This is a genomic window from Devosia riboflavina (assembly GCF_000743575.1).
GTDB classification, from domain to species: Bacteria; Pseudomonadota; Alphaproteobacteria; order Rhizobiales; family Devosiaceae; genus Devosia; species Devosia riboflavina.
The window spans coordinates 89152-108256 of record NZ_JQGC01000030.1 but is presented as its reverse complement, the minus strand read 5'-3'; the positions used below and the strand labels follow the sequence as shown (position 1 = coordinate 108256).

The 19105-nt window shown below is 61.8% G+C and carries 15 protein-coding genes; 9 read left to right on the top strand and 6 right to left on the bottom strand.

The features are described from left to right. Window positions 1–35: 35 nt before the first annotated feature. Window positions 36–1010, bottom strand: coding sequence for an alpha/beta fold hydrolase (locus JP75_RS22175; protein WP_051961165.1), 975 nt, complete (start codon window positions 1008–1010; stop codon window positions 36–38). A gap of 561 nt (window positions 1011–1571) precedes the next feature. On the opposite strand from JP75_RS22175, the gene JP75_RS22170 reads away from it, so the two are divergent. The 9 genes from JP75_RS22170 to JP75_RS22130 all read left to right on the top strand — a co-directional run bounded on the left by JP75_RS22170 (window position 1572) and on the right by JP75_RS22130 (window position 13618). Then, a complete protein-coding gene (locus JP75_RS22170; RefSeq protein ID WP_035086989.1) occupies window positions 1572–2027 on the top strand; it encodes an Hsp20 family protein in 456 nt (151 codons plus the stop codon). A 150-nt stretch (window positions 2028–2177) separates the two neighbouring features. Next, window positions 2178–2651 carry a DNA starvation/stationary phase protection protein Dps gene (dps, locus tag JP75_RS22165; RefSeq protein ID WP_035086988.1) on the top strand — a complete coding sequence of 158 codons (474 nt, stop codon included), beginning with the start codon at window positions 2178–2180 and terminating at the stop codon, window positions 2649–2651. Window positions 2652–2750: 99 nt separating this feature from the next. Continuing rightward, window positions 2751–3797 (top strand): hypothetical protein, encoded by a 1047-nt coding sequence (locus tag JP75_RS22160; protein WP_035086987.1) that lies wholly within the window; start codon window positions 2751–2753, stop codon window positions 3795–3797. 526 nt (window positions 3798–4323) lie between these two features. Then, window positions 4324–9084, top strand: coding sequence for a glutamate synthase large subunit (gene gltB, locus JP75_RS22155; RefSeq protein WP_084587867.1), 4761 nt, complete (start codon window positions 4324–4326; stop codon window positions 9082–9084). 231 nt (window positions 9085–9315) lie between these two features. Next, window positions 9316–10743 (top strand): glutamate synthase subunit beta, encoded by a 1428-nt coding sequence (locus JP75_RS22150; RefSeq protein WP_035086986.1) that lies wholly within the window; start codon window positions 9316–9318, stop codon window positions 10741–10743. Between the two features lie 445 nt (window positions 10744–11188). After that, window positions 11189–11737 (top strand): hypoxanthine phosphoribosyltransferase, encoded by a 549-nt coding sequence (gene hpt, locus JP75_RS22145; RefSeq protein WP_035086985.1) that lies wholly within the window; start codon window positions 11189–11191, stop codon window positions 11735–11737. 78 nt (window positions 11738–11815) lie between these two features. Beyond that, window positions 11816–12208, top strand: a complete 393-nt coding sequence (locus JP75_RS22140; protein ID WP_152565949.1) for a COG4315 family predicted lipoprotein — start codon at window positions 11816–11818, stop codon at window positions 12206–12208. Window positions 12209–12323: 115 nt separating this feature from the next. Beyond that, window positions 12324–12830: a sigma-70 family RNA polymerase sigma factor gene (locus JP75_RS22135; RefSeq protein ID WP_035086984.1), complete on the top strand. Its 507-nt coding sequence runs from the start codon at window positions 12324–12326 to the stop codon at window positions 12828–12830. Next, the gene (locus tag JP75_RS22130) at window positions 12827–13618 is read left to right on the top strand and encodes an anti-sigma factor family protein (protein ID WP_035086982.1); all 792 of its coding nucleotides are present in this window, start codon (window positions 12827–12829) and stop codon (window positions 13616–13618) included. The genes JP75_RS22135 and JP75_RS22130 overlap by 4 nt, the downstream gene beginning before the upstream one ends. A 137-nt stretch (window positions 13619–13755) precedes the next feature. Here JP75_RS22130 and JP75_RS22125 read toward each other — a convergent pair whose 3' ends face one another. The 5 genes from JP75_RS22125 to JP75_RS22105 form a co-directional block, all read right to left on the bottom strand. After that, a complete protein-coding gene (locus tag JP75_RS22125; RefSeq protein ID WP_084587866.1) occupies window positions 13756–14628 on the bottom strand; it encodes an ABC transporter ATP-binding protein in 873 nt (290 codons plus the stop codon). Beyond that, window positions 14625–15467, bottom strand: a complete 843-nt coding sequence (locus JP75_RS22120) for an ATP-binding cassette domain-containing protein (protein ID WP_051961161.1) — start codon at window positions 15465–15467, stop codon at window positions 14625–14627. The genes JP75_RS22125 and JP75_RS22120 overlap by 4 nt, the downstream gene beginning before the upstream one ends. Window positions 15468–15478: 11 nt before the next feature. Beyond that, window positions 15479–16399 (bottom strand): ABC transporter permease, encoded by a 921-nt coding sequence (locus JP75_RS22115; protein ID WP_084587865.1) that lies wholly within the window; start codon window positions 16397–16399, stop codon window positions 15479–15481. Next, window positions 16399–17322, bottom strand: coding sequence for an ABC transporter permease (locus JP75_RS22110; RefSeq protein WP_035086981.1), 924 nt, complete (start codon window positions 17320–17322; stop codon window positions 16399–16401). Before JP75_RS22110 ends, JP75_RS22115 begins: the two co-directional genes overlap by 1 nt. Before the next feature lie 165 nt (window positions 17323–17487). Continuing rightward, window positions 17488–19104, bottom strand: a complete 1617-nt coding sequence (locus JP75_RS22105) for a peptide ABC transporter substrate-binding protein (RefSeq protein WP_035086980.1) — start codon at window positions 19102–19104, stop codon at window positions 17488–17490. Window position 19105 lies beyond the last annotated feature (1 nt).

The window sequence follows — 19105 nt, the reverse complement described above, 5'->3', positions numbered from 1 at the left end:
CTGCGAGACCCTAGATATCGTGTGTTACAAAAGGTTTAGCGCGTCTGATTTGTGATGAAGGCGTCAAACGCCGCGAGCACCTGGCCGCGAACGGGATCGGTCTCGATGAAGAGTTCATGCTTGGCCCCGGCAATCACCACATGCCGCCCGTTCCTCAGCCGCAGGCCCAATTGCTCGAGCGCCGGCGTCGACACGATCGTGTCACGCGCCGCCGCCAGCACCAGCAGCGGAATCTGCAGCCTTCCGGCAAAATCCTCGCGATTGGCCTCCACCATTGCCTTCATCGAGGCAGCGAGCCAGCGAAAACTCGGCGAACCGATATAGAGGCCATCGTCGGCCCGGATGATGTCGACCATGCGCGTATAGCGCAGGAGGTCCGAGGTCAGCGGATTGTCCAAAAATCCGGCCTCGTCCGGCCGCTTGTCCCCCCTGCGCTTGAGCGGCACGGCGCCCAGCCCTAGAAAACTCAGCGTCTCGGCAAGAGCTCCAAACCCGCCAATACTATGTTCCATCCCATGCAGGCACACCATGGGCGCCGACAGGAAGACGCGATCAAACATCACCCGGTCGCGCGTCGTCGCATAGAGCGAAGCGAGCCCGCCCATGGAATGGCCCACGAGATAAAAGGGCGGCGGGCAATCGGGCAGCAGGATTTCGGCATGAAAAGTCCTGAGATCGGTCCAATAATCGTCGAACCGATCGACATAACCCACGGTACGATTGCCGATCAGCCGGTCCGAGCCGCCCTGCCCGCGCCAGTCGAACGTCGCCACCGCAAACCCACGCGCCTGAAAGTCGGCGATCGTCTCAAAATACTTTTCGATATATTCCGTGCGCCCCTGCACGAGGCAGACCGTACCCCGATGCGGCCCGGCCGATTTCGGCCAGATGGCATAGCGCAGTTTCACCCGGTCCGGCGTCGTCACATAGCCGACCCGTACGCCAGCCGGCACCGGGTTCGAGGGAACGATGGCGAGTTTCGGGCCGGTGGGATCAACCAAAGCGGTCAAGACGCGTCTCCACGATTTTGCCCGCACGATAGCGTCGTCAGGTAAAGAAAGGCCAGCATTCCGGGCTGGGAATGCTGGCCTTTTGAGGGCGGGCCCGTGCGGGGGGCGGATGACGGACCCGCTGCATGAGGACCGCGGCGGCGGCCTCACGCTCATGTTTATGCACGGGTCAGCCTGAATGGGTTTGGACCAGCCCGTTCATTTTCGGTTCAGTTTGAGCCTGCAGCCGGCAGAAATGCTCCAGTCTATACCCACACCCTTGATCCCTCCCCACGAGGGGGAAGAAGACGATGGGCCCGAGACGACTGAGGCTTGCGCCTCCCTCCCCCTTGTGGGGAGGGAATGAGGGTGGGGGTAGCGGCACACACGATTTTCGAAAATCCCATTCCCCCTTGAAGCCCCAAAACCCCTTCCTAAATATGATTGGTCCGCCGGAAAGCCGGGGACACCGGCCCTGCCGAAAAGGTCGCTCGCCGCATCAGGGAGCACCACGGGAGGCACCGGCATCGGCGTGCCGCAAGGCATCGCTTCAACCACGTTGCTCAACTGGAGAATGTGAAAATGCAGACCATCGATTTTTCCCCCTTCTATCGCTCGACCGTCGGTTTTGACCGCCTGTTCAACCGCCTCGACACCCTGGGCACCCAGGAAGCCAAGTCCTACCCGCCCTACAATATCGAGCGCACCGGCGAAGACACCTATCGTATCTCCATCGCCGTGGCCGGCTTTTCCAATGGCGACATCGCCATCGAAACCAAGGAAAACAGCCTCGTCGTGAAGGGCGCCAAGCCGGTTGAAAACACCGATACCAAGCGCGAATTCCTCCATCGCGGCATTGCCGAGCGCGCCTTCGAGCTGCGCTTCCAGCTTGCCGATTATGTCGAGGTCCAGGGCGCTGCCCTCGAAAACGGCCTCCTCCATCTCGAACTGAAGCGCGAACTGCCCGAAAGCAAGAAACCGCGCACCATTCAGATCAATGGCGGCACCGCTACCATCGAGGACAAGTCGGTAAATTAACTAGGTCATCTCCTCCCAGAGACGACAGGAGCGCGGTCCCAAAAGGGGCCGCGCTTTTTGTTTGTCTTCACCTCTTCAGCGGGAACGAGTCATACTGCCGCAAGTTGAGTAAGGCGCTCGCGCTTTCCTCCCCAGCGTCAGGATATTCCCATGAAGACTCCCTCCATCACCCTAAAATCCAATGCCAAGTCGGCCATCATCGACATTCTCAATGCGCGTCTCGCCGACGCCATTGATCTCGCCTTGATCACCAAGCAGGCGCATTGGAACCTCAAGGGTCCAAATTTCATCGCCGTGCATGAAATGCTCGACCCCATGCGCACCCAGCTCGACGACCATGTCGACACCATTGCCGAGCGCGTCGCCCAGCTCGACGGCATTGCCCTCGGCACCAGCCAGGTCGTCGCCAAGGCGAGTAAATTGGCAGCCTACCCCACCGATATCCGCAAGGTCGCCGACCATCTCGCGGCCCTCGCCGAGCGCTACGCAGCCCTCGCCAATCAGGTGCGCGAAGATATCGACGCGACCGACGAAGCCGGCGACGCGGACAGTGCCGATATCCTCACCGCCTTTTCGCGCGACCTCGACAAGAACCTCTGGTTCATCAAGTCGCACCTCGAATAGGCCGCGCCTGTCGCTCGGCTGAACGCGCCATTCATCGCCCACTCAGTGTCACGCCTCCAGAGATATTGTATCATCGCCCGAAATCTCTGGAGGCTCGCCATGTACCGACTGCGCCTTGCCTACCTGACCACAGCTTTCGCCGCCCTCGCCTTTCCCGCAGAGGCGGCCAATCTCCTCGTCGACAATGCCTGGCCCATGGCCAAGATCCAGGACGAGTTCGCCAACCTGATCCGCGGCGATCTCGTCCACGACATCACCATCGACGCCGACAGCATCAGCATCACGGCCGATCACCCGACCGATGCCGAGCAAACCGTCGACTATTCCTGGGACCAGTCCGAAGTCCGCCGCTCCGGCAGTTTCGTGAATTTCGCCGCCCTCGGCATGGGCGACACAAAACCCTTCGCGCTCGACCAGTTGCAGTTCGACAAACTGCCCGAAGTGAAAGCCGCCGCCATCGCCGCCTTTGCGACCCCGGGCAGCCGCATCGTCGAGATCGAGGCGAGCCAGCCCACCACCCGCACCAGCAAGAAACTGCTCCCCCTCTGGGAAGTCACGCTGTCTAACGCCAGCAACAAGACCGGCACCGTCTGGCTCACCGCCTTGGGCCAGGTCGTCGACGTCGAACTCCCCGAAGGCTCAGCCACCGCCGCCGCCCTCGGCCCCTGGCTCGCCCCGGCCACTGTCGAAAACACGCTTTCACGGCTTGCCGAAGAATTCGGTACGGACGCAAATTTCCTCGAAATCATGATCGATGATTCCAAGGCGCTCATCACCATGGAGGACCCACAGAATCCCGGCGAAACCGCCGAGTTCTACATGGACGCCGAAAAGATCACGCGCTCGTCCTCAAACATGCCCATGCCCAATCCCTTCGCGCCCACTCTCGACCGCGCCTTCACCCTCGCCGATCTCGCAAGCCTCGACGTCACCCGCCTCACCGACCTCCAGGCCCGCACCATCGCCCGCATGGCCATGCCGGACATGACCGTCTTCCGCTACACCATCTCGCGCAACACGCTCTTCATGACCCCCGAAGACGATCGCCTGCTCGTCGAAGTCCGCGCCGAGGCTCCAGATCAATGGACCGGCGGCCGTGTCGCCTATGACATGGATGGAAACGAGGCCGATGTGGTCCTGCCCTAGCCAAAAATAGGAAAGTCTCATCCTTTCTTAACCGAACGGGCCGTCCTCCGGGGCGGCCCCAATCGTTTCCAGCGCCTTTTCCGACCCAATTCCTACGCTTTCCTACACAGAAAATAGGAAAGTCCTATTTTTTGTGTCGCGAATTTGGCAAAACCGCTTGTGCCTAGTTTTGAATTATGCAAATGTGGAGCTGTTAGGGCAGTGCTTCTGTCCTATCTGACGCGTCGCCCCGCTCTCCGCGGCAAGCAGCGCACGCTGGTCCGGCTGGACCGCTAGACGATAGCGGAAACGGACAGGCGGAGCTAAGATAGCTCGAATATGAGCGGCCATTTGGATGCAGCGCCGCTCCCCACGCATGGATGCATTTGCTCATCCGAGCCGTACCCCGACGTACGACCCGATTGAGAAGTGTGCCCACAGAGGACCAAGACTGCATCCAGCGGGCCGGCACCGGCACCATCAGGATGCACACGACATAGCGAACCAAGCCCGGAAACGGGTGCGATCAGACAGCGAGGATTAAGACATGGCCCCCCAGCAGAACGGACAGATTTCTCCGGTTTCAGCGAAAGCCAATACTCGCAAAACCCTGATCCTCGATGGTGTCCGCGTCATCGCAGATGATCGCGCCCGCGTCCACAGCCGCCCCGAAGCCCAGGGTCTCTACGATCCCATGCAGGAACATGACGCCTGCGGCATCGGCATGATCGCCAACATCAAGAACAAGCCCAGCCACGAAGTGGTCGAGAAGGGTCTCGAAATCCTCGAGAACCTCGAACACCGCGGCGCCGTGGGTGCCGATCCCCTGATGGGCGACGGCGCCGGCATCCTGGTGCAGACCCCGCACGCCTTCTTCCAGAAGGTGCTGCCCTTCGCCCTGCCCGAAAAGCACCACTATGCCGTGGTGATGATCTTCTATCCCAACATCACTGCCCTGCGCGATCGCTGCGCCGCTGCCGTCCGCGCCTGCCTCGAAAAGGAAGGCATGGCCCTCCTCGGCGAGCGCGTCGTCCCGACCGACAACAAGAAGCTGTCGGCAGGCGTCATCGCCACCCAGCCGATCATCGAGCAGATGATCGTCGCCCGCCCCGAAGGCCTCACGCTCGACGAATTCGAGCGCAAGCTCCTCATCGTGCGCAAGGTGATCTCCAACACTGTCTACGCTCAGGTTCCCGAGAGCAACGGCGACAACGGCTTCTATGTCGTCTCCATGTCGGCGCGCACGCTGGTCTACAAGGGCATGTTCCTCGCCGACCAGCTCGGCGCCTTCTACCCCGACCTCCACCACGAGGACTTCGAAAGCGCCATCGCCCTCGTGCACCAGCGCTTCTCGACCAACACCTTCCCGTCCTGGAAGCTCGCGCACCCCTACCGCATGACCACGCACAATGGTGAAATCAACACCATCCGCGGCAACGTCAACTGGATGGCGGCCCGCCAGGCTTCCGTGCACTCGAAGTACTTTGGCGACGACATCTCAAAAATCTGGCCGATCTCCTATGAGGGCCAGTCCGACACCGCCTGCTTTGACAACGCGCTCGAATTCCTCGTGCGCGGCGGCTATCCGCTGCCCCACGCAGCCATGATGCTGATCCCGGAAGTCTGGGCCGGCAATCCACTGATGGATGAAAAGCGCCGCGCCTTCTACCAGTACCATGCTTCCCTCATGGAACCCTGGGATGGCCCCGCCGCCATGTCCCTCTCGGACGGCCGCTATGTCGTCGCCACGCTCGACCGCAATGGTCTCCGTCCGGCGCGCTATCTCGTGACCAAGGAAGGCCATGTGGTCCTCGCCTCGGAATCGGGCGTGCTGACCATTCCCGACGAGGACATTGTCGAGCGCTGGCGCCTGCAGCCGGGCCGCATGCTGCTCATCGATCTTGAGCAGGGCCGCATCATCTCCGACGAAGAGATCAAGGCAACGCTTGCGACCGCCAACCCCTATGCCGATTGGCTCGCCCGCACCCAGATCGTGCTCGAAGACCTGCCAGCCGTCGCCCCCAAGGCGCCCGAGCCGACCGAGGCCCTCCTCGATCGCATGCAGGCCTTTGGCTATACGCAGGAAGACGTAAAGCTCCTGATGGCGCCCATGGCCACCACCGGCCAGGAAGCTGTCGGCTCGATGGGCACGGACACGCCGATTTCGGCGCTCTCCAACAAGTCCAAGCTCCTTTACACCTATTTCAAGCAGAATTTTGCGCAGGTCACGAACCCGCCCATCGATCCGATCCGCGAGGAATCGGTGATGAGCCTCGTCTCCTTCATCGGTCCCCGCCCCAACCTCTTCGATCTCGAAGGTCTGTCCACCGTCAAGCGCCTCGAAGTGCGCCAGCCCATCCTGACCAATGAGGATCTCGAAAAGATCCGCGGCATCGGCGAGATCGAGACCAACCAGTTCAAGACCAAGACGCTCGACATCACCTACCCCGCCGCATCAGGCGCGGCAGGCATGGAAGCGGCGATCGACGCTCTCTGCCAGGCGGCCGAAGAGGCCGTGCGCGGCGAATACAACATCATCATCCTCTCCGATCGCCTGGTCGCTGCGGATCGTCTGGATATTCCGACGCTCCTGGCGCTCGCTGCCGTGCACCACCACCTGATCCGCAAGGGCCTCCGCACCTCGACGGGTCTCGTGGTCGAAACCGGCGAAGCGCGCGAAATCCACCACTTCGCCATGCTGGCCGGCTATGGCGCCGAAGCCATCAACCCCTACCTCGCCTTCGAAGCGCTGCAGGCTCTCCACGCCGAAGGCAACTACCCCGAAGAAGTCTCGGCCGACGAAGTCGTCTACCGCTACATCAAGTCGGTCGGTAAGGGCCTCCTCAAGGTCATGTCCAAGATGGGCATTTCCACCTACCAGTCCTATTGCGGCGCCCAGATTTTCGACGCGGTCGGCCTCAACTCCGATTTCGTGAAGAAGTATTTCTTCGGCACCGCGACCTCGATCGAAGGCGTCGGCCTCGGCGAAGTTGCCGAGGAAACCGTGCGCCGTCACGCCGAAGCCTTTGGCGACGACGTGGTGCTCAAGAAGGCGCTCGATATCGGTGGCGAATATGCCTATCGCATCCGCGGCGAAAAGCACGCCTGGTCGCCCGACGTCGTCGCCGACCTCCAGCACGCCGTTCGCACCTTCGAGGAAAGCCCGGAAACCGCGCAGGACCGTTACAACAGCTTTGCCGAGCGCGTTAACTCGGGCGAAAACGGCTACCTCGCCATTCGCCACCTCTTCGACATCAAGCCGCTGGGGCCCTCTGTCCCGCTCGAAGAAGTCGAAAGCGCCGCCACCATCGTCAAGCGTTTCGTCACCGGCGCCATGTCCTTCGGCTCGATCAGCCGCGAGGCGCACACGACGCTGGCCATCGCCATGAACCGGATCGGCGGCAAGTCGAACACCGGTGAAGGCGGCGAAGAGCCCGATCGCTACAAGCGCCTGCCCGATGGGTCGCAGAACCCGCTGCGCTCCGCCATCAAGCAGGTTGCCTCCGGCCGCTTCGGCGTCACCACCGAATACCTGGTCAATTCCGACCAGATCCAGATCAAGGTCGCGCAGGGTGCCAAGCCCGGCGAAGGCGGCCAATTGCCCGGCCACAAGGTCGACTGGGTCGTCGCCAAGACGCGCCATTCGACCCCGGGCGTGGGCCTCATCTCCCCGCCGCCGCACCACGACATCTACTCGATCGAAGATCTCGCCCAGCTCATCTATGACCTGAAGAACGTCAATGAGCAGGCCGATATCTCGGTAAAGCTGGTTTCGGAAATGGGCGTCGGCACGGTTGCTGCCGGCGTTGCCAAGGCACGCGCCGACCACATCACCATTTCCGGCTATGATGGCGGCACGGGCGCTTCGCCCCTGACCTCGCTCAAGCACGCCGGCGGCCCGTGGGAAATCGGCCTCGCCGAAACCCACCAGACCCTTGTGCTGAACCGCCTGCGTTCACGCGTAAAGCTGCAGGTCGATGGCGGTCTCAAGACCGGTCGTGACGTTCTCATCGGTGCCCTGCTCGGTGCCGACGAATTCGGCTTCTCGACCGCGCCGCTGATCGCTGCCGGCTGCATCATGATGCGCAAGTGCCACCTCAACACCTGCCCGGTTGGCGTCGCCACCCAGGACCCGGTGCTGCGCAAGCGCTTCAAGGGCACGCCCGAACACGTCATCAACTACTTCTTCTTCATCGCTGAAGAACTGCGTGGTCTGATGGCCGAAATGGGTGCGCGTACCCTCAACGAACTGGTCGGCCGTTCTGATCTCCTCGATCAGCGCCGCGCCGAAGGCCAGTGGAAGAGCGAAGGCATCGACCTCTCCAAGGTCTTCTACAAGCCCGAGCCGATCGGGGGCGACACGCTCTATCACTCGGAGCTGCAGAACCATCACCTCGAAGCCGTGCTCGACCGCAAGCTCGTCGAACTCGCCAAGCCCGCGCTCGAAGAGGGCAAGCCGGTGCAGATCGAACTCCCGATCCGCAGCCGCGACCGCTCGGCCGGTGCCATGCTGTCTGGCGCCCTCGCCAAGAAGTACGGCCATGAAGGCCTGCCCGAAGACACCGTCTCGATCACCCTCCGCGGTACGGCCGGTCAGGCTTTCGGCGCTTTCCTTGCGAAGGGCATCTCGATCGACATGATCGGCGACGCCAATGACTATGTCGGCAAGGGACTTTCCGGTGGCCGCATCGTCGTGCGCCCGTCCGACAAGGTATCCTTCGATCCGACCAAGTCGATCATCGTCGGCAATACCGTGCTCTACGGCGCCATCAAGGGCGAAGCCTATTTCCGCGGCATCGCCGGCGAACGCTTCGCCGTGCGCAATTCCGGCGCCATCGCCGTTGTCGAAGGCACGGGCGACCATGGCTGCGAATACATGACCGGCGGTCTCGTCGTCGTCATCGGCCCCACCGGCCGTAACTTCGCGGCCGGCATGTCGGGCGGCGTGGCCTATGTCCTTGACGAGGACGAGACCTTCCGTTCGCGTTGCAACCTCGCCATGGTCGATCTCGAACCGGTGCAGGAAGAAGAAGACCTCATGCGAAAACTTCACCATCACGGTGGTGATCTCGAATGGCATGGCCGCGTCGACATTTCCGGCGACATGACCAAGCACGACGACGAGCGCCTGCATCAGCTGATTTCAAACCACCTGCACTATACCGGTTCGACCAAGGCCAAGCAGATCCTCGACAACTGGGTCGAGATGCGCCCGAAATTCGTAAAAGTCATGCCGGTTGAATATCGCCGTGCCATCCTCGAAATGGAACGCAAGCGCTCATCCGGCGCACACGTGGCGGCGGAATGATCATGAACGGCGGCCCTAACTCCGTTCTTGCCACCCACACCCCCCTCCCATCCTCCCCCGCAAGGGGGGAGGTGACGGATCGAGTGTGTGGCACCATCTCTTCCAAATCACCGGCTCGGCACCTCCCCCTTGACGGGGGAGGCTGGGAGGGGGTGCTCTCAGGCACCACGCTTTCCATTTCGACCGCTAACGACAATTTCGCGCCCAAGCGCAAGAATGAGGAGCAAAGCCATGGGTAAGGTAACAGGCTTTCTCGAGATCGAACGCGAAGAACCGCGCTACGAGCCGGCTTCCGACCGCATCCGTCACTTCGGCGAATTCACCATTCCGATGACGGAAGGTCGCATCGTCGACCAGGCCGCGCGCTGCATGGATTGCGGCATTCCGTTCTGCCACGGCGATACCGGCTGCCCGGTCCACAACCAGATTCCGGACTGGAACGACCTCGTCTACAACGGCGATTGGGAAGAGGCTGCGCGCAACCTCCACTCGACCAATAACTTCCCTGAATTCACCGGCCGCATCTGCCCCGCGCCCTGCGAGGAAGCCTGCACGCTGAACCTGGAAGACACCCCGGTCGCCATCAAGACTGTGGAACAGGCCATCGCCGACAAGGCGATCCGCGCCGGTTGGGTCAAGCCGCAGCTCCCCAAGGCCAAGACCGGCAAGAAGGTCGCCGTCGTCGGCGGCGGTCCCGCCGGCATGGCTGCGGCCCAGCAGCTCGCCCGCGCCGGTCACGATGTTCACCTTTTCGAGCGTGAGCCCAAGGCCGGTGGCCTCCTCCGCTACGGCATTCCCGACTTCAAGATGGAGAAGGAACACATCGACTTCCGCGTCACCCAGATGGAAGCCGAAGGCGTCACCTTCCACTATGGAGCCAATATCGGCGTCAACGTGCCGCTCTCCGATCTGCAGCGCGACCATGATGCGGTCCTCCTCTGCGGCGGCTCGGAACGTCCGCGTGAAGTCGACGTCGATGGCCAGCAGTTCAACGGCGTCCACTACGCCATGCCCTTCCTCGTGCAGCAGAACCGTCGCGTCGGCTACGAAGACGTTTCCCACGAAGTCCAGCTCACCGCCGCCGGCAAGCATGTCGTCGTCGTCGGTGGTGGCGATACCGCCTCGGACTGCGTCGGCACGTCCTTCCGTCAGGGCGCTATCGCCGTGACCCAGCTCGACGTTCGCCCGATGCCGCCGGAACTGGAAAACAAGCTGACCAACTGGCCCAACTGGGCGGTCAAGATGCGCACCTCGTCCTCCCAGGCCGAAGGCGCTATCCGCGAGTTCTCCGCCGGCACCATGAAGATCATCGGCAATGCCGCAGGCGACGTCATCGGCGTCGAATGCGCTAGGGTTGATCGCAAGCGCCAGCCGATCCCCGGTTCGGAATTCATCATCAAGGCCGACCTCGTGCTCCTCGCCATCGGCTTTGCCGGTCCGGTGCATGACGGCATGCTGACCGAACTCGGCGCGGACTACGACAAGCGCGGCAACCTCTTTGCCGACACCATGACCTACCGCACGACCCAGCCCAAGGTTTACGCCGCCGGCGACATGCGTCGCGGCCAGTCTCTCGTTGTCTGGGCAATTCGCGAGGGCCGCCAGGCCGCCCGCTCGATCGATTTCGACCTGATGGGCAAGACGGACCTGCCGCGCTGAGAAGCGTACCAAAGGCAAGATCGCTCCGGTGGAGCGATCTTCGCTGAATAGGCCATGCCCGAATGGCGCCCCACCCCCAAGCGTCACCCTCGGGCTCGACCCGAGGGCTCTGCACTTAGGCCGCCTCCAGTAGATGGTCTCCAGTAGATAGTCTGCAGTAGACAGCCGCCACAAACACCGACGCCCTTGGGGCCGCTTAAGCCGTCTCCGGCAGATGGTCTCCGGCAGATAGTCTCCCGCGGACAGTTTCCAGTAAACAGCCTCCACAAACACCGACGCCCTCCGCCTCGCTCCAAGGGTTCACCCTCAAGAATGGCGGCAGCAAACACCGATGCCTCTGGATCACCTCCGGGGACATCGCCGTTCTGTGACCTATTCCACCAGCCGCTACCCTCGATGGCAACAGTCTGCTAACAGTCTCGCGCTTGCGCTACTCGGACTCGCCATGACCCAAAAGCCCTACATCGTCGACGAACTGATCTCCGCCAAAGCCATCGCCGCCCGCGTCGAAGCGCTCGCCAAAGAGATCTCCACCCACTTCGCCGACACGGAAAAGCTGGTCGTCGTCGGGCTCCTCCGCGGCTCCTTCATCTTCATTGCCGACCTCGTCCGCGAACTCGACCTGCCCGTCGAAGTCGATTTCCTCGAAGCCTCGTCCTACGGAAATTCCATGGAATCGAGCCGCGAAGTGCGCATTTTGAAAGACCTGCGCGGCGAGATCGCCGGCCGCGATGTCCTTGTTGTAGAAGACATTATCGACACCGGGCACACCCTCAAGCACGTCCTCGAAATCCTCGAAACGCGCCACCCCCGCCGCATGGAAGTCTGCGCCCTGCTCTCAAAGCCAAGCCGCCGCGAAACCGAAATCCACGCCAAATGGCTGGGCTTCGAAATCCCCGACCGCTTCGTCGTCGGCTACGGCATCGACTACGCCCAGCGCAACCGCAACCTCCCCCATATCGGCGCCGTCCGCTTCACCGAAGAAAATTCGTGATCCTTCGGGATTAAACCCGGCGCCCCGGTGTTCTTCTCAATGCAGGCGCATCAAGCCCCTGCTGCGAGGAGAAAAAATATGATCCTGCGTTCGCTTCTGGCCGGAGCCACGGCCCTCTGCCTCATCGTCGCCCCGACTTTTGCCACCGACTATCTCGGCGGCGCGGTCAAATCCACCGATATCGGCGGCAAGATGGTTCTTACTGATGCCAATGGCATGGCGCTCTACATCTTCGACAAGGACACGGCCGGCGTCACCAATTGCTATGACACCTGCGCCGAAAAGTGGCCGCCGCTCTTCGCCGACGCATCGGCAGCAGCCGAAGGCGACTTCACCCTCGTCGACCGTACTGACGGCACCAAGATGTGGGCCTACAAGTCCATGCCGCTTTATTACTGGGTCGAAGACACCGCCCCCGGCGACATCAAGGGTGACGGCGTCGGTGGCGTCTGGCATCTTGCCATCGAATAAGAGCGTTTTCAGGAAAAGTGGACACCACTTTTCCGGTTCGAAATCGCGCCCAAGAAAGTCGATGGTGGGTCGTCCGTTTCTTCAAACGGATGATCCATCGAGATGCGAGGCCTGATTGGTCGACATCCTGCATGAGATCGAGGCCGCCGTGCCGGCGCTCAGGCGATATGCCCGGGCGTTGACGCGCGACTTCGATCGCGCCGACGACCTCGTGCAGGATTGCCTCGAACGGGCCCTCGCCAAGCGCGGCCTCTTCCCGCCCAAAGGTCCGGTCCGCGCCTGGCTTTTTACCATTCTGGTCAATGTCCATCGCAACAGCTTGCGTGGCTCTCGCCGCCGCGGCGAGGTGGTGGATTTTGCCGATATTCCCGAGCCCTCGGTGCCGGCTCCGCAGCCCGGCCATATGGCGCTCGCCGAACTCGACCGCGCCATAGGCATGCTGCCCCACGAACAGAAGGAGGCCCTGCTGCTGGTAACCCTCGAAGGCCTGCCCTATGCCGAAGCGGCAGCAATTCTCGATATTCCCCTGGGCACGCTGATGAGCCGCCTTGGCAGGGCCCGCGCCGCCCTGAAAACGCTGACTGGCACACCCTCCGAACCGCATTTAAGAACCGTGAAATGAGCGAGATTACCCGCGACACATTGATGGCCTATGCCGATGGCGCGCTCACCCCCGCCGAGCGTGCGGACGTGGACGCCTATCTTGCCGACCACGCCGACGCCGCCGCGGAAGTCGCCCTGATGCAGCGCCAGGCCAATGCCATTCGCACGCTCTATGGCCCCGTTGCTGCCGAACCCGTGCCGCCCCGCCTCTCGGTCGAAAAGCTGCTGCAATCCCGAGAAAAGCGCCGCAGCCAAATCTGGACCCGCGCTGCCGCCGCTGTCGTCCTTGTCGGACTAGGCCTCGGCTCCGGCTGGCTGCTGCGCGGTCAGGTGGACACGCCTGATATTGCCGATCGCCTCATCGCCGACGCCGTCAGCGCCCATACCGTCTATGTGCTGGAAAACCGCCACGCCGTGGAAGTGAATGGCGACGATAGCGAGCACCTGTCTTCCTGGCTTTCCAACCGCCTGCAGACCACCCTCGCCATGCCCGATCTCAGCGCCTCGGGCCTCGCCTTCCTCGGCGGCCGCCTGCTTCCGGCGCCCAACGTCCCCGGCGGCCGCGCCGCCCAACTCATGTACGAAGACACGACCGGCGCACGCCTGACGCTTTACGTAACCCCCTCGCCCGGCCCCAATACGCCGACCTATGAGCTGGCCAATCTCGGCCTCGACACGGCGCTGTTCTGGGCCGATGCGGCGATCAGTTGCACCATTACCGCCCCCTACCCGGCCGAAAAATTGCAGGCCATTGCCCGCACCGTCTTTTCCCAGCTCAATCCAACCCTGACGGATTATCGAACCTAAAGCGCGTCGCGATCTTTCAGATTCGCTCCATGCGCTTTAGGTCTTTGGTTTTACGCATGTCTTTATCCCGAAACCGGTACCCACTTTCGGGAGACCTGCTTTAAGAAAAAGGCCGGGTCTCCCCGGCCTTTTCGTCTCTATGCCGCTTTTGCCGCTGCCCTGCGCAGGCGCCGCCGTTCCTCGCGGCGTTCCATTTCCACCTTGGGGTCGGGTACCGGCACCGAAGCGATCAAGCGCTTGGTATAGTCGTGGTGCGGATCCATGGTCACCTGCTCGGCCTCGCCGATCTCGACCACTTCGCCGAAATAGAGCACCATGATGCGCTGGGCGATGTGCCGGACGACGGCGATGTCGTGCGAAATGAACAACAGCGAAATGCCCAGTTCCTTCTGCAGGTCCATCAACAGGTTGACCACCTGCGCGCGGATCGACACGTCGAGTGCCGACACGGCTTCGTCGCAGATGATCAGCTTGGGATTGGTGATCAGCGCCCGCGCAATGCCGATACGCTGGCATTGTCCGCCCGAAAACTCGTGCGGATATTTGTTGATCATGCTGGGCAGCAACCCGACCTTCTGCATCATTTCGGCGACCCGAACCGCCCGCTCCGCCTTGCCGATATTGGGCATGTGGATCTTGAGCGGCTCTGCAATGATATCGCCGGCCGTCATGCGCGGATTGAGCGAGGCCAGAGGATCCTGAAAAATCATCTGGATGTCCTTGCGCAGGTCCAGAAGCTCGTTCGAGTTCATCTTCTGGATATCGCGCCCGAGCCATACGGCCTCGCCCGCAGTGGCGGGCAGGAGCCGGATGATCGCTCGCGACAGGGTCGACTTGCCGCAGCCGCTCTCGCCCACGATACCGAGGGTTTCGCCCTGGTAGAGGTCGAAGGACACGCCTTTGACCGCGCGCAGGATTTTCTTGCCGCCAAACAGGCCGCCCGAACCAATGGTGAATTCCACCGATAGGTCACGCACCCTGAGGATGGGTTCTCTTTCGCCCGCGCTCATGCTTCACCCTTTGCGGCCATAAAGTCGTAGGAAACGGTCGAGAGGCGTTCCACCTTCCGGTCGAGACGCGGCACTGCCGCAAGAAGCCCCTGCGTATAGGGATGCTCGGGATTGTCGAAGATATCGGCGGTCTTGCGATATTCCATCACCCGACCGTCGAACATCACAAGCGTGTCCTCGCAGGTGCCCGCCACGATGCCGAGATCGTGGGTGATGAGGATGATCGCGGTGTTGAAATCTTCCTGCAGGTCGACGAGGAGATCGATGATCTCGGCCTGAACGGTCACGTCGAGCGCCGTGGTCGGTTCGTCGGCGATGAGCAGTTCGGGGCTGCAGAGCAGCGCCATGGCGATCATCACGCGCTGCCGCATACCGCCCGAAAACTCGTGCGGATACATATGCACGCGGTTCTTGGCATCCGGAATGCGCACCGCCTCGAGCATGCGTACGCTCTCGGCCAGCGCTGCCGCGTGGCTCATGCCACGGTGCAGTTCCAGCACTTCCGTCATCTGCCGCGAAATGCGGAGATAGGGATTGAGCGAGGTCATCGGGTCCTGAAAAATGATCCCGATGCGCTCGGCGCGATAGGACCTCAGCTCCTTGGTCGGGAGATTGAGGATTTCCTTGCCGTCGAACATGACCGAGCCCGAGGCCCTTCCGTTCTTGGGCAGCAGCCCCATCAGCGCAAAGGCGCCCTGGGTCTTGCCTGAGCCGCTTTCGCCGACGATGGCGAGCGTCTTGCCCTTTTCGAGCGTGTAGGAAAGATCTTTCACGGCATGGACGGTGCCATCATGCGTGAGGAAATCGATCTTGAGATTTTTGACTTCTAGCAATGCCATGATGTGCCTCCTTACCGGTCTTTCGGGTCGAGCGCGTCGCGCAGACCGTCGCCGATATAGGTGAGGCAGAGCAGCAGCGTGACGAGCACGACAGCCGGTCCCAGGAGCATCCAGGGCAGAACTTCAGCTACCGGCGCACCGGCGGAGATCAGCGTGCCGAGCGAGGTCTGCGGCTCCTGCACACCAAGGCCGAGATAGGAAAGGAAGCTCTCCGCGATGATGATCTCGGGGATCGTCAGGGTCGCATAGATCACCACGGGCCCGGAGAGATTGGGCACGATGTGGCGCATGATGATGGCAAAAGGCTTTGCACCGCTCGCACGCGCCGCCTCGATGAACTCCTTCTCCTTGATGGAGAGGGTCTGCCCACGCACGATGCGCGCCATGGTCAGCCATTCGATGGCACCGATACCGACAAAGAGCAGCACCGGATTGCGCCCGAACATCACCACCAGGATGATGACGAAGAGGATATAGGGCAGCGCATACATCACGTCGACGAAGCGCATCATCAGCGCGTCGACGCGACCACCAAAGTAGCCCGACACCGCGCCATAGATGACGCCGATGGTAACCGAAACCACAGTTGCCACCGCCGCCACGATCAGGCTCATCTGCGTGCCCTGCAGCACGCGGGCAAGCATGTCACGACCATTCTGGTCGGTGCCGAAATAGTGGCCCTTGTCGAAATCGGGCGGCTTGCGGATCGAGGTCCAGTCGACTTCCGAATAGCCCCACGGCACGAAAAAGGGGCCGATGAAGGCAACGAGAATGATCAGCACGACGATGCCGATCGAGACCACTGCGGCCTTGTTCTTCGACAGGCGCCGCAGGGCGTCCTGCGTCAGGGAACGGCCCTTGGGCGCGTCGAGCACAGCCAGCTTGTTGGCATAGTCCGTCAGGACCGTATCTTTACCGGTAAGGCCGGGCATCAGCGATACCTCACCTTGGGGTCGAGCCAGGCATAGACCAGGTCGACGATGAGATTGAGGGCGAGGATGATGAACATGTAGAGGATCGTCGTGCCGAGCACGATGCCATAGTCGCGGTTGAGCGCCGCGGTCACAAAATACTTGCCGATGCCGGGAAGGCCGAAAATCTGCTCGACGGCCAGCGAGCCGGTGAGAAGATAGGAAAGGCCCGGTCCGAGATAGGACACAACCGGCAGGAGCGCCGGCTTGATGGCGTGCCGCGCGAGGACGAGGCGTTCACCCAGACCCTTGGCGCGCGCCGTGCGCACGTAGTTGGAACCCAGCACTTCGATCATCGAGCCGCGCATGAGCCGGCTGATACGCGCGGCATGGGGCCAGGCAAGAACCGTAACGGGCAACACCAGATGGGCGACCGAGCCCGAGACCCACCCCCCCGCCGGCAGCCAACCCAGATGCACGCCAAAAACCAGCTGCAACAGCGCCGCGTTGAGGAAATTGGGAATGACCACGCCGATCATCACGACCAGCACCATGACATAGTCAGGCCACTTGTTCTGGTACACCGCAGAGAGCATGCCCGCGACGATACCGATGGCCGTGGCGATCACGAAAGCATAGAGCGCCAGGGTCAGCGTGAAGGGGAAACCGATGCGGATCAGGTCCGCCACGCGGAAGCCGTCGATGACCATCGAGGGGCCCAGATCACCCTGGAGCAGCCGTCCCACATAGATGAAGTACTGCATGATCAGCGGTTGATCGAGGCTGTAATGGGCGCGCAGGTTCGCCAGGACGGTCGGCGGCAGCGCGCGCTCGCCATCGAAGGGGCCACCGGGCGCCAGGCGAAGGATGAAAAAACAGACTGTAACGGCGATCAGTGCAATCGGAATGGCCGAAAGCACGCGCCGGAAGGCATAGGCCAACATGTGTTAGGACTCCAAGGGCATCGGACCGAAAAGTGCGAAGCGGTTTTCGGAAGAGTTCGATGCTCCAATAAACCTCCGGAAGCGCCGGAAACGGAAAGACCGGAGGGCGCTATACGGCAAAAGAACCGTGGGGGCCGCTGGCCCCCACGATCTCATTCTATCCGCTTATTCCGACTTCGAGAGCCAGCGGGTGCGGAAGATGTTCTTGGCGTTCTCTTCGAAGCCCGAAATCTTCGGCGACACGACGTCCTTGGACACGTACCAGTAGATCGGGATCGCAGCGAATTCGTCCATGGCGATCTTTTCGGCCTGGGCGAGAAGTTCGCCACGGGCGACGAGATCGAGTTCGGTCGAAGCCTGGACCATCAGCGCGTTGAACTCGTCGTTCGCATAACGGCCGTAATTATTGCCCCAGTTCATCGTACCGGCCTGATCGACGCCCTTCTTCAGGAGGTCAAGCGTGTTGGACGGATCGTTGTAGTCGAGCAGCCAGCCGGCGCGGCCAACCTGGAAGTCACCGGCGCGCAGGGCGTCGTAGTGAACGGCGGTTTCGGCGTTGAACAACTCGACCTTCACACCGATCGGCTCCCACATGGCGGCAATCGCCACGGCGATACGCTGGTGGTTGTCATTGGTGTTGTAGCGAAGCTGCAGGGTGAGCGGCTTGTCGGGACCGTAACCGGCTTCGGTCATCAGTTCCTTGGCGTGCTCGACGCGCTCTTCGTAGGGCGTATCGGCCCAGGCAGGGTGATAGGCGTTTTCGACATAGTTGTTGGTGCCCGGCGGGACCCAGCCATAGGCCGGCAGTTCGCCCGTGCCCAGGATATCCGGCCCGATCACTTCGCGCACGACGGTGGTCGAGAGCGCCTCGCGGATACGGACGTCGGAGAGCACCTGGCCCTCTTCCTGGTTCATCACGTAGTAGTAGACGCCGAGGAACGGCACCACGTGTGCCTGGCCCGGCATATTGTCCTGCAGCCACTGATACTGGTCGGCCGGGAAGTCGGTCAGGATGTCGAATTCGCCAGCGCGGTAGCGGTTGAGCGCTGCGGCCTGATCTTCGAGGACGTGATAAAACACTTCGTCGATCTGGACATTGGCGGCATCGTAATAGTCAGCGTTCTTTTCCGAACGGACATAGGAGCCCGGCAGCCATTCCTTGATCAGGTACGGGCCGTTGCCGACGATGTTTTCCACCTTGGTCCAGTCATCGCCCAGCTTCTCGACGAGATGCTTCGGCACCGGATAGGCGGTGTAGTGGGTCAGCGCATCGAGGAAGAAAGGGGTCGGCGCTTCGAGGGTGATTTCGAGCGTCTTGTCGTCGATGGCCTTGACGCCGAGCTCGTTGAAATCGGTGATTTCACCCGAGTTGATCTTTTCCGAGTTCTTGATCGGGAACTGCAGGTAAGCGTAGTCCGCAGCCGTTGCCGGATTGAACAGACGCTGGAAGGCGAAGACGAAGTCGCCGGCGGTCACCGGAGTGCCATCGGACCACTGAATGCCATCACGCAGCTTGAAGGTGTAGACGGTGCCGTCTTCCGAGATTTCCCAGCTCTCGGCCTGGCCCGGAATGGCTTCAGCCTTGGCATTCTCGGTGAGCAGACCCTCGATATAGTCGCCGATAACGCGGTTTTCCCAGTCGCCCGAGGCCTTGTGCGGATCCAGCGTGCCCGGATCGCCACCATTGTGCATCTGCAGGGTCACGGCGGAAGCCGCCGTCGACATCATCAGCGCCATGGCGCCGGCAGTCGCAATCGCCTTAATGGCAGTGGTGAACTTCATT

Excerpts from the sequence above, each read along its gene's own strand:
- JP75_RS22150 (WP_035086986.1), top strand. The coding sequence starts at position 9,316 with ATGGGTAAGGTAACAGGCTTTCTCGAGATCGAACGCGAAGAACCGCGC.
- JP75_RS22115 (WP_084587865.1), bottom strand. The coding sequence starts at position 16,399 with ATGCCCGGCCTTACCGGTAAAGATACGGTCCTGACGGACTATGCCAAC.
- gltB (WP_084587867.1), top strand. The coding sequence starts at position 4,324 with ATGGCCCCCCAGCAGAACGGACAGATTTCTCCGGTTTCAGCGAAAGCC.
- JP75_RS22110 (WP_035086981.1), bottom strand. The coding sequence starts at position 17,322 with ATGTTGGCCTATGCCTTCCGGCGCGTGCTTTCGGCCATTCCGATTGCA.
- dps (WP_035086988.1), top strand. The coding sequence starts at position 2,178 with ATGAAGACTCCCTCCATCACCCTAAAATCCAATGCCAAGTCGGCCATC.
- JP75_RS22170 (WP_035086989.1), top strand. The coding sequence starts at position 1,572 with ATGCAGACCATCGATTTTTCCCCCTTCTATCGCTCGACCGTCGGTTTT.
- hpt (WP_035086985.1), top strand. The coding sequence starts at position 11,189 with ATGACCCAAAAGCCCTACATCGTCGACGAACTGATCTCCGCCAAAGCC.
- JP75_RS22105 (WP_035086980.1), bottom strand. The coding sequence starts at position 19,104 with ATGAAGTTCACCACTGCCATTAAGGCGATTGCGACTGCCGGCGCCATG.
- JP75_RS22160 (WP_035086987.1), top strand. The coding sequence starts at position 2,751 with ATGTACCGACTGCGCCTTGCCTACCTGACCACAGCTTTCGCCGCCCTC.
- JP75_RS22140 (WP_152565949.1), top strand. The coding sequence starts at position 11,816 with ATGATCCTGCGTTCGCTTCTGGCCGGAGCCACGGCCCTCTGCCTCATC.
- JP75_RS22120 (WP_051961161.1), bottom strand. The coding sequence starts at position 15,467 with ATGGCATTGCTAGAAGTCAAAAATCTCAAGATCGATTTCCTCACGCAT.
- JP75_RS22125 (WP_084587866.1), bottom strand. The coding sequence starts at position 14,628 with ATGAGCGCGGGCGAAAGAGAACCCATCCTCAGGGTGCGTGACCTATCG.
- JP75_RS22130 (WP_035086982.1), top strand. The coding sequence starts at position 12,827 with ATGAGCGAGATTACCCGCGACACATTGATGGCCTATGCCGATGGCGCG.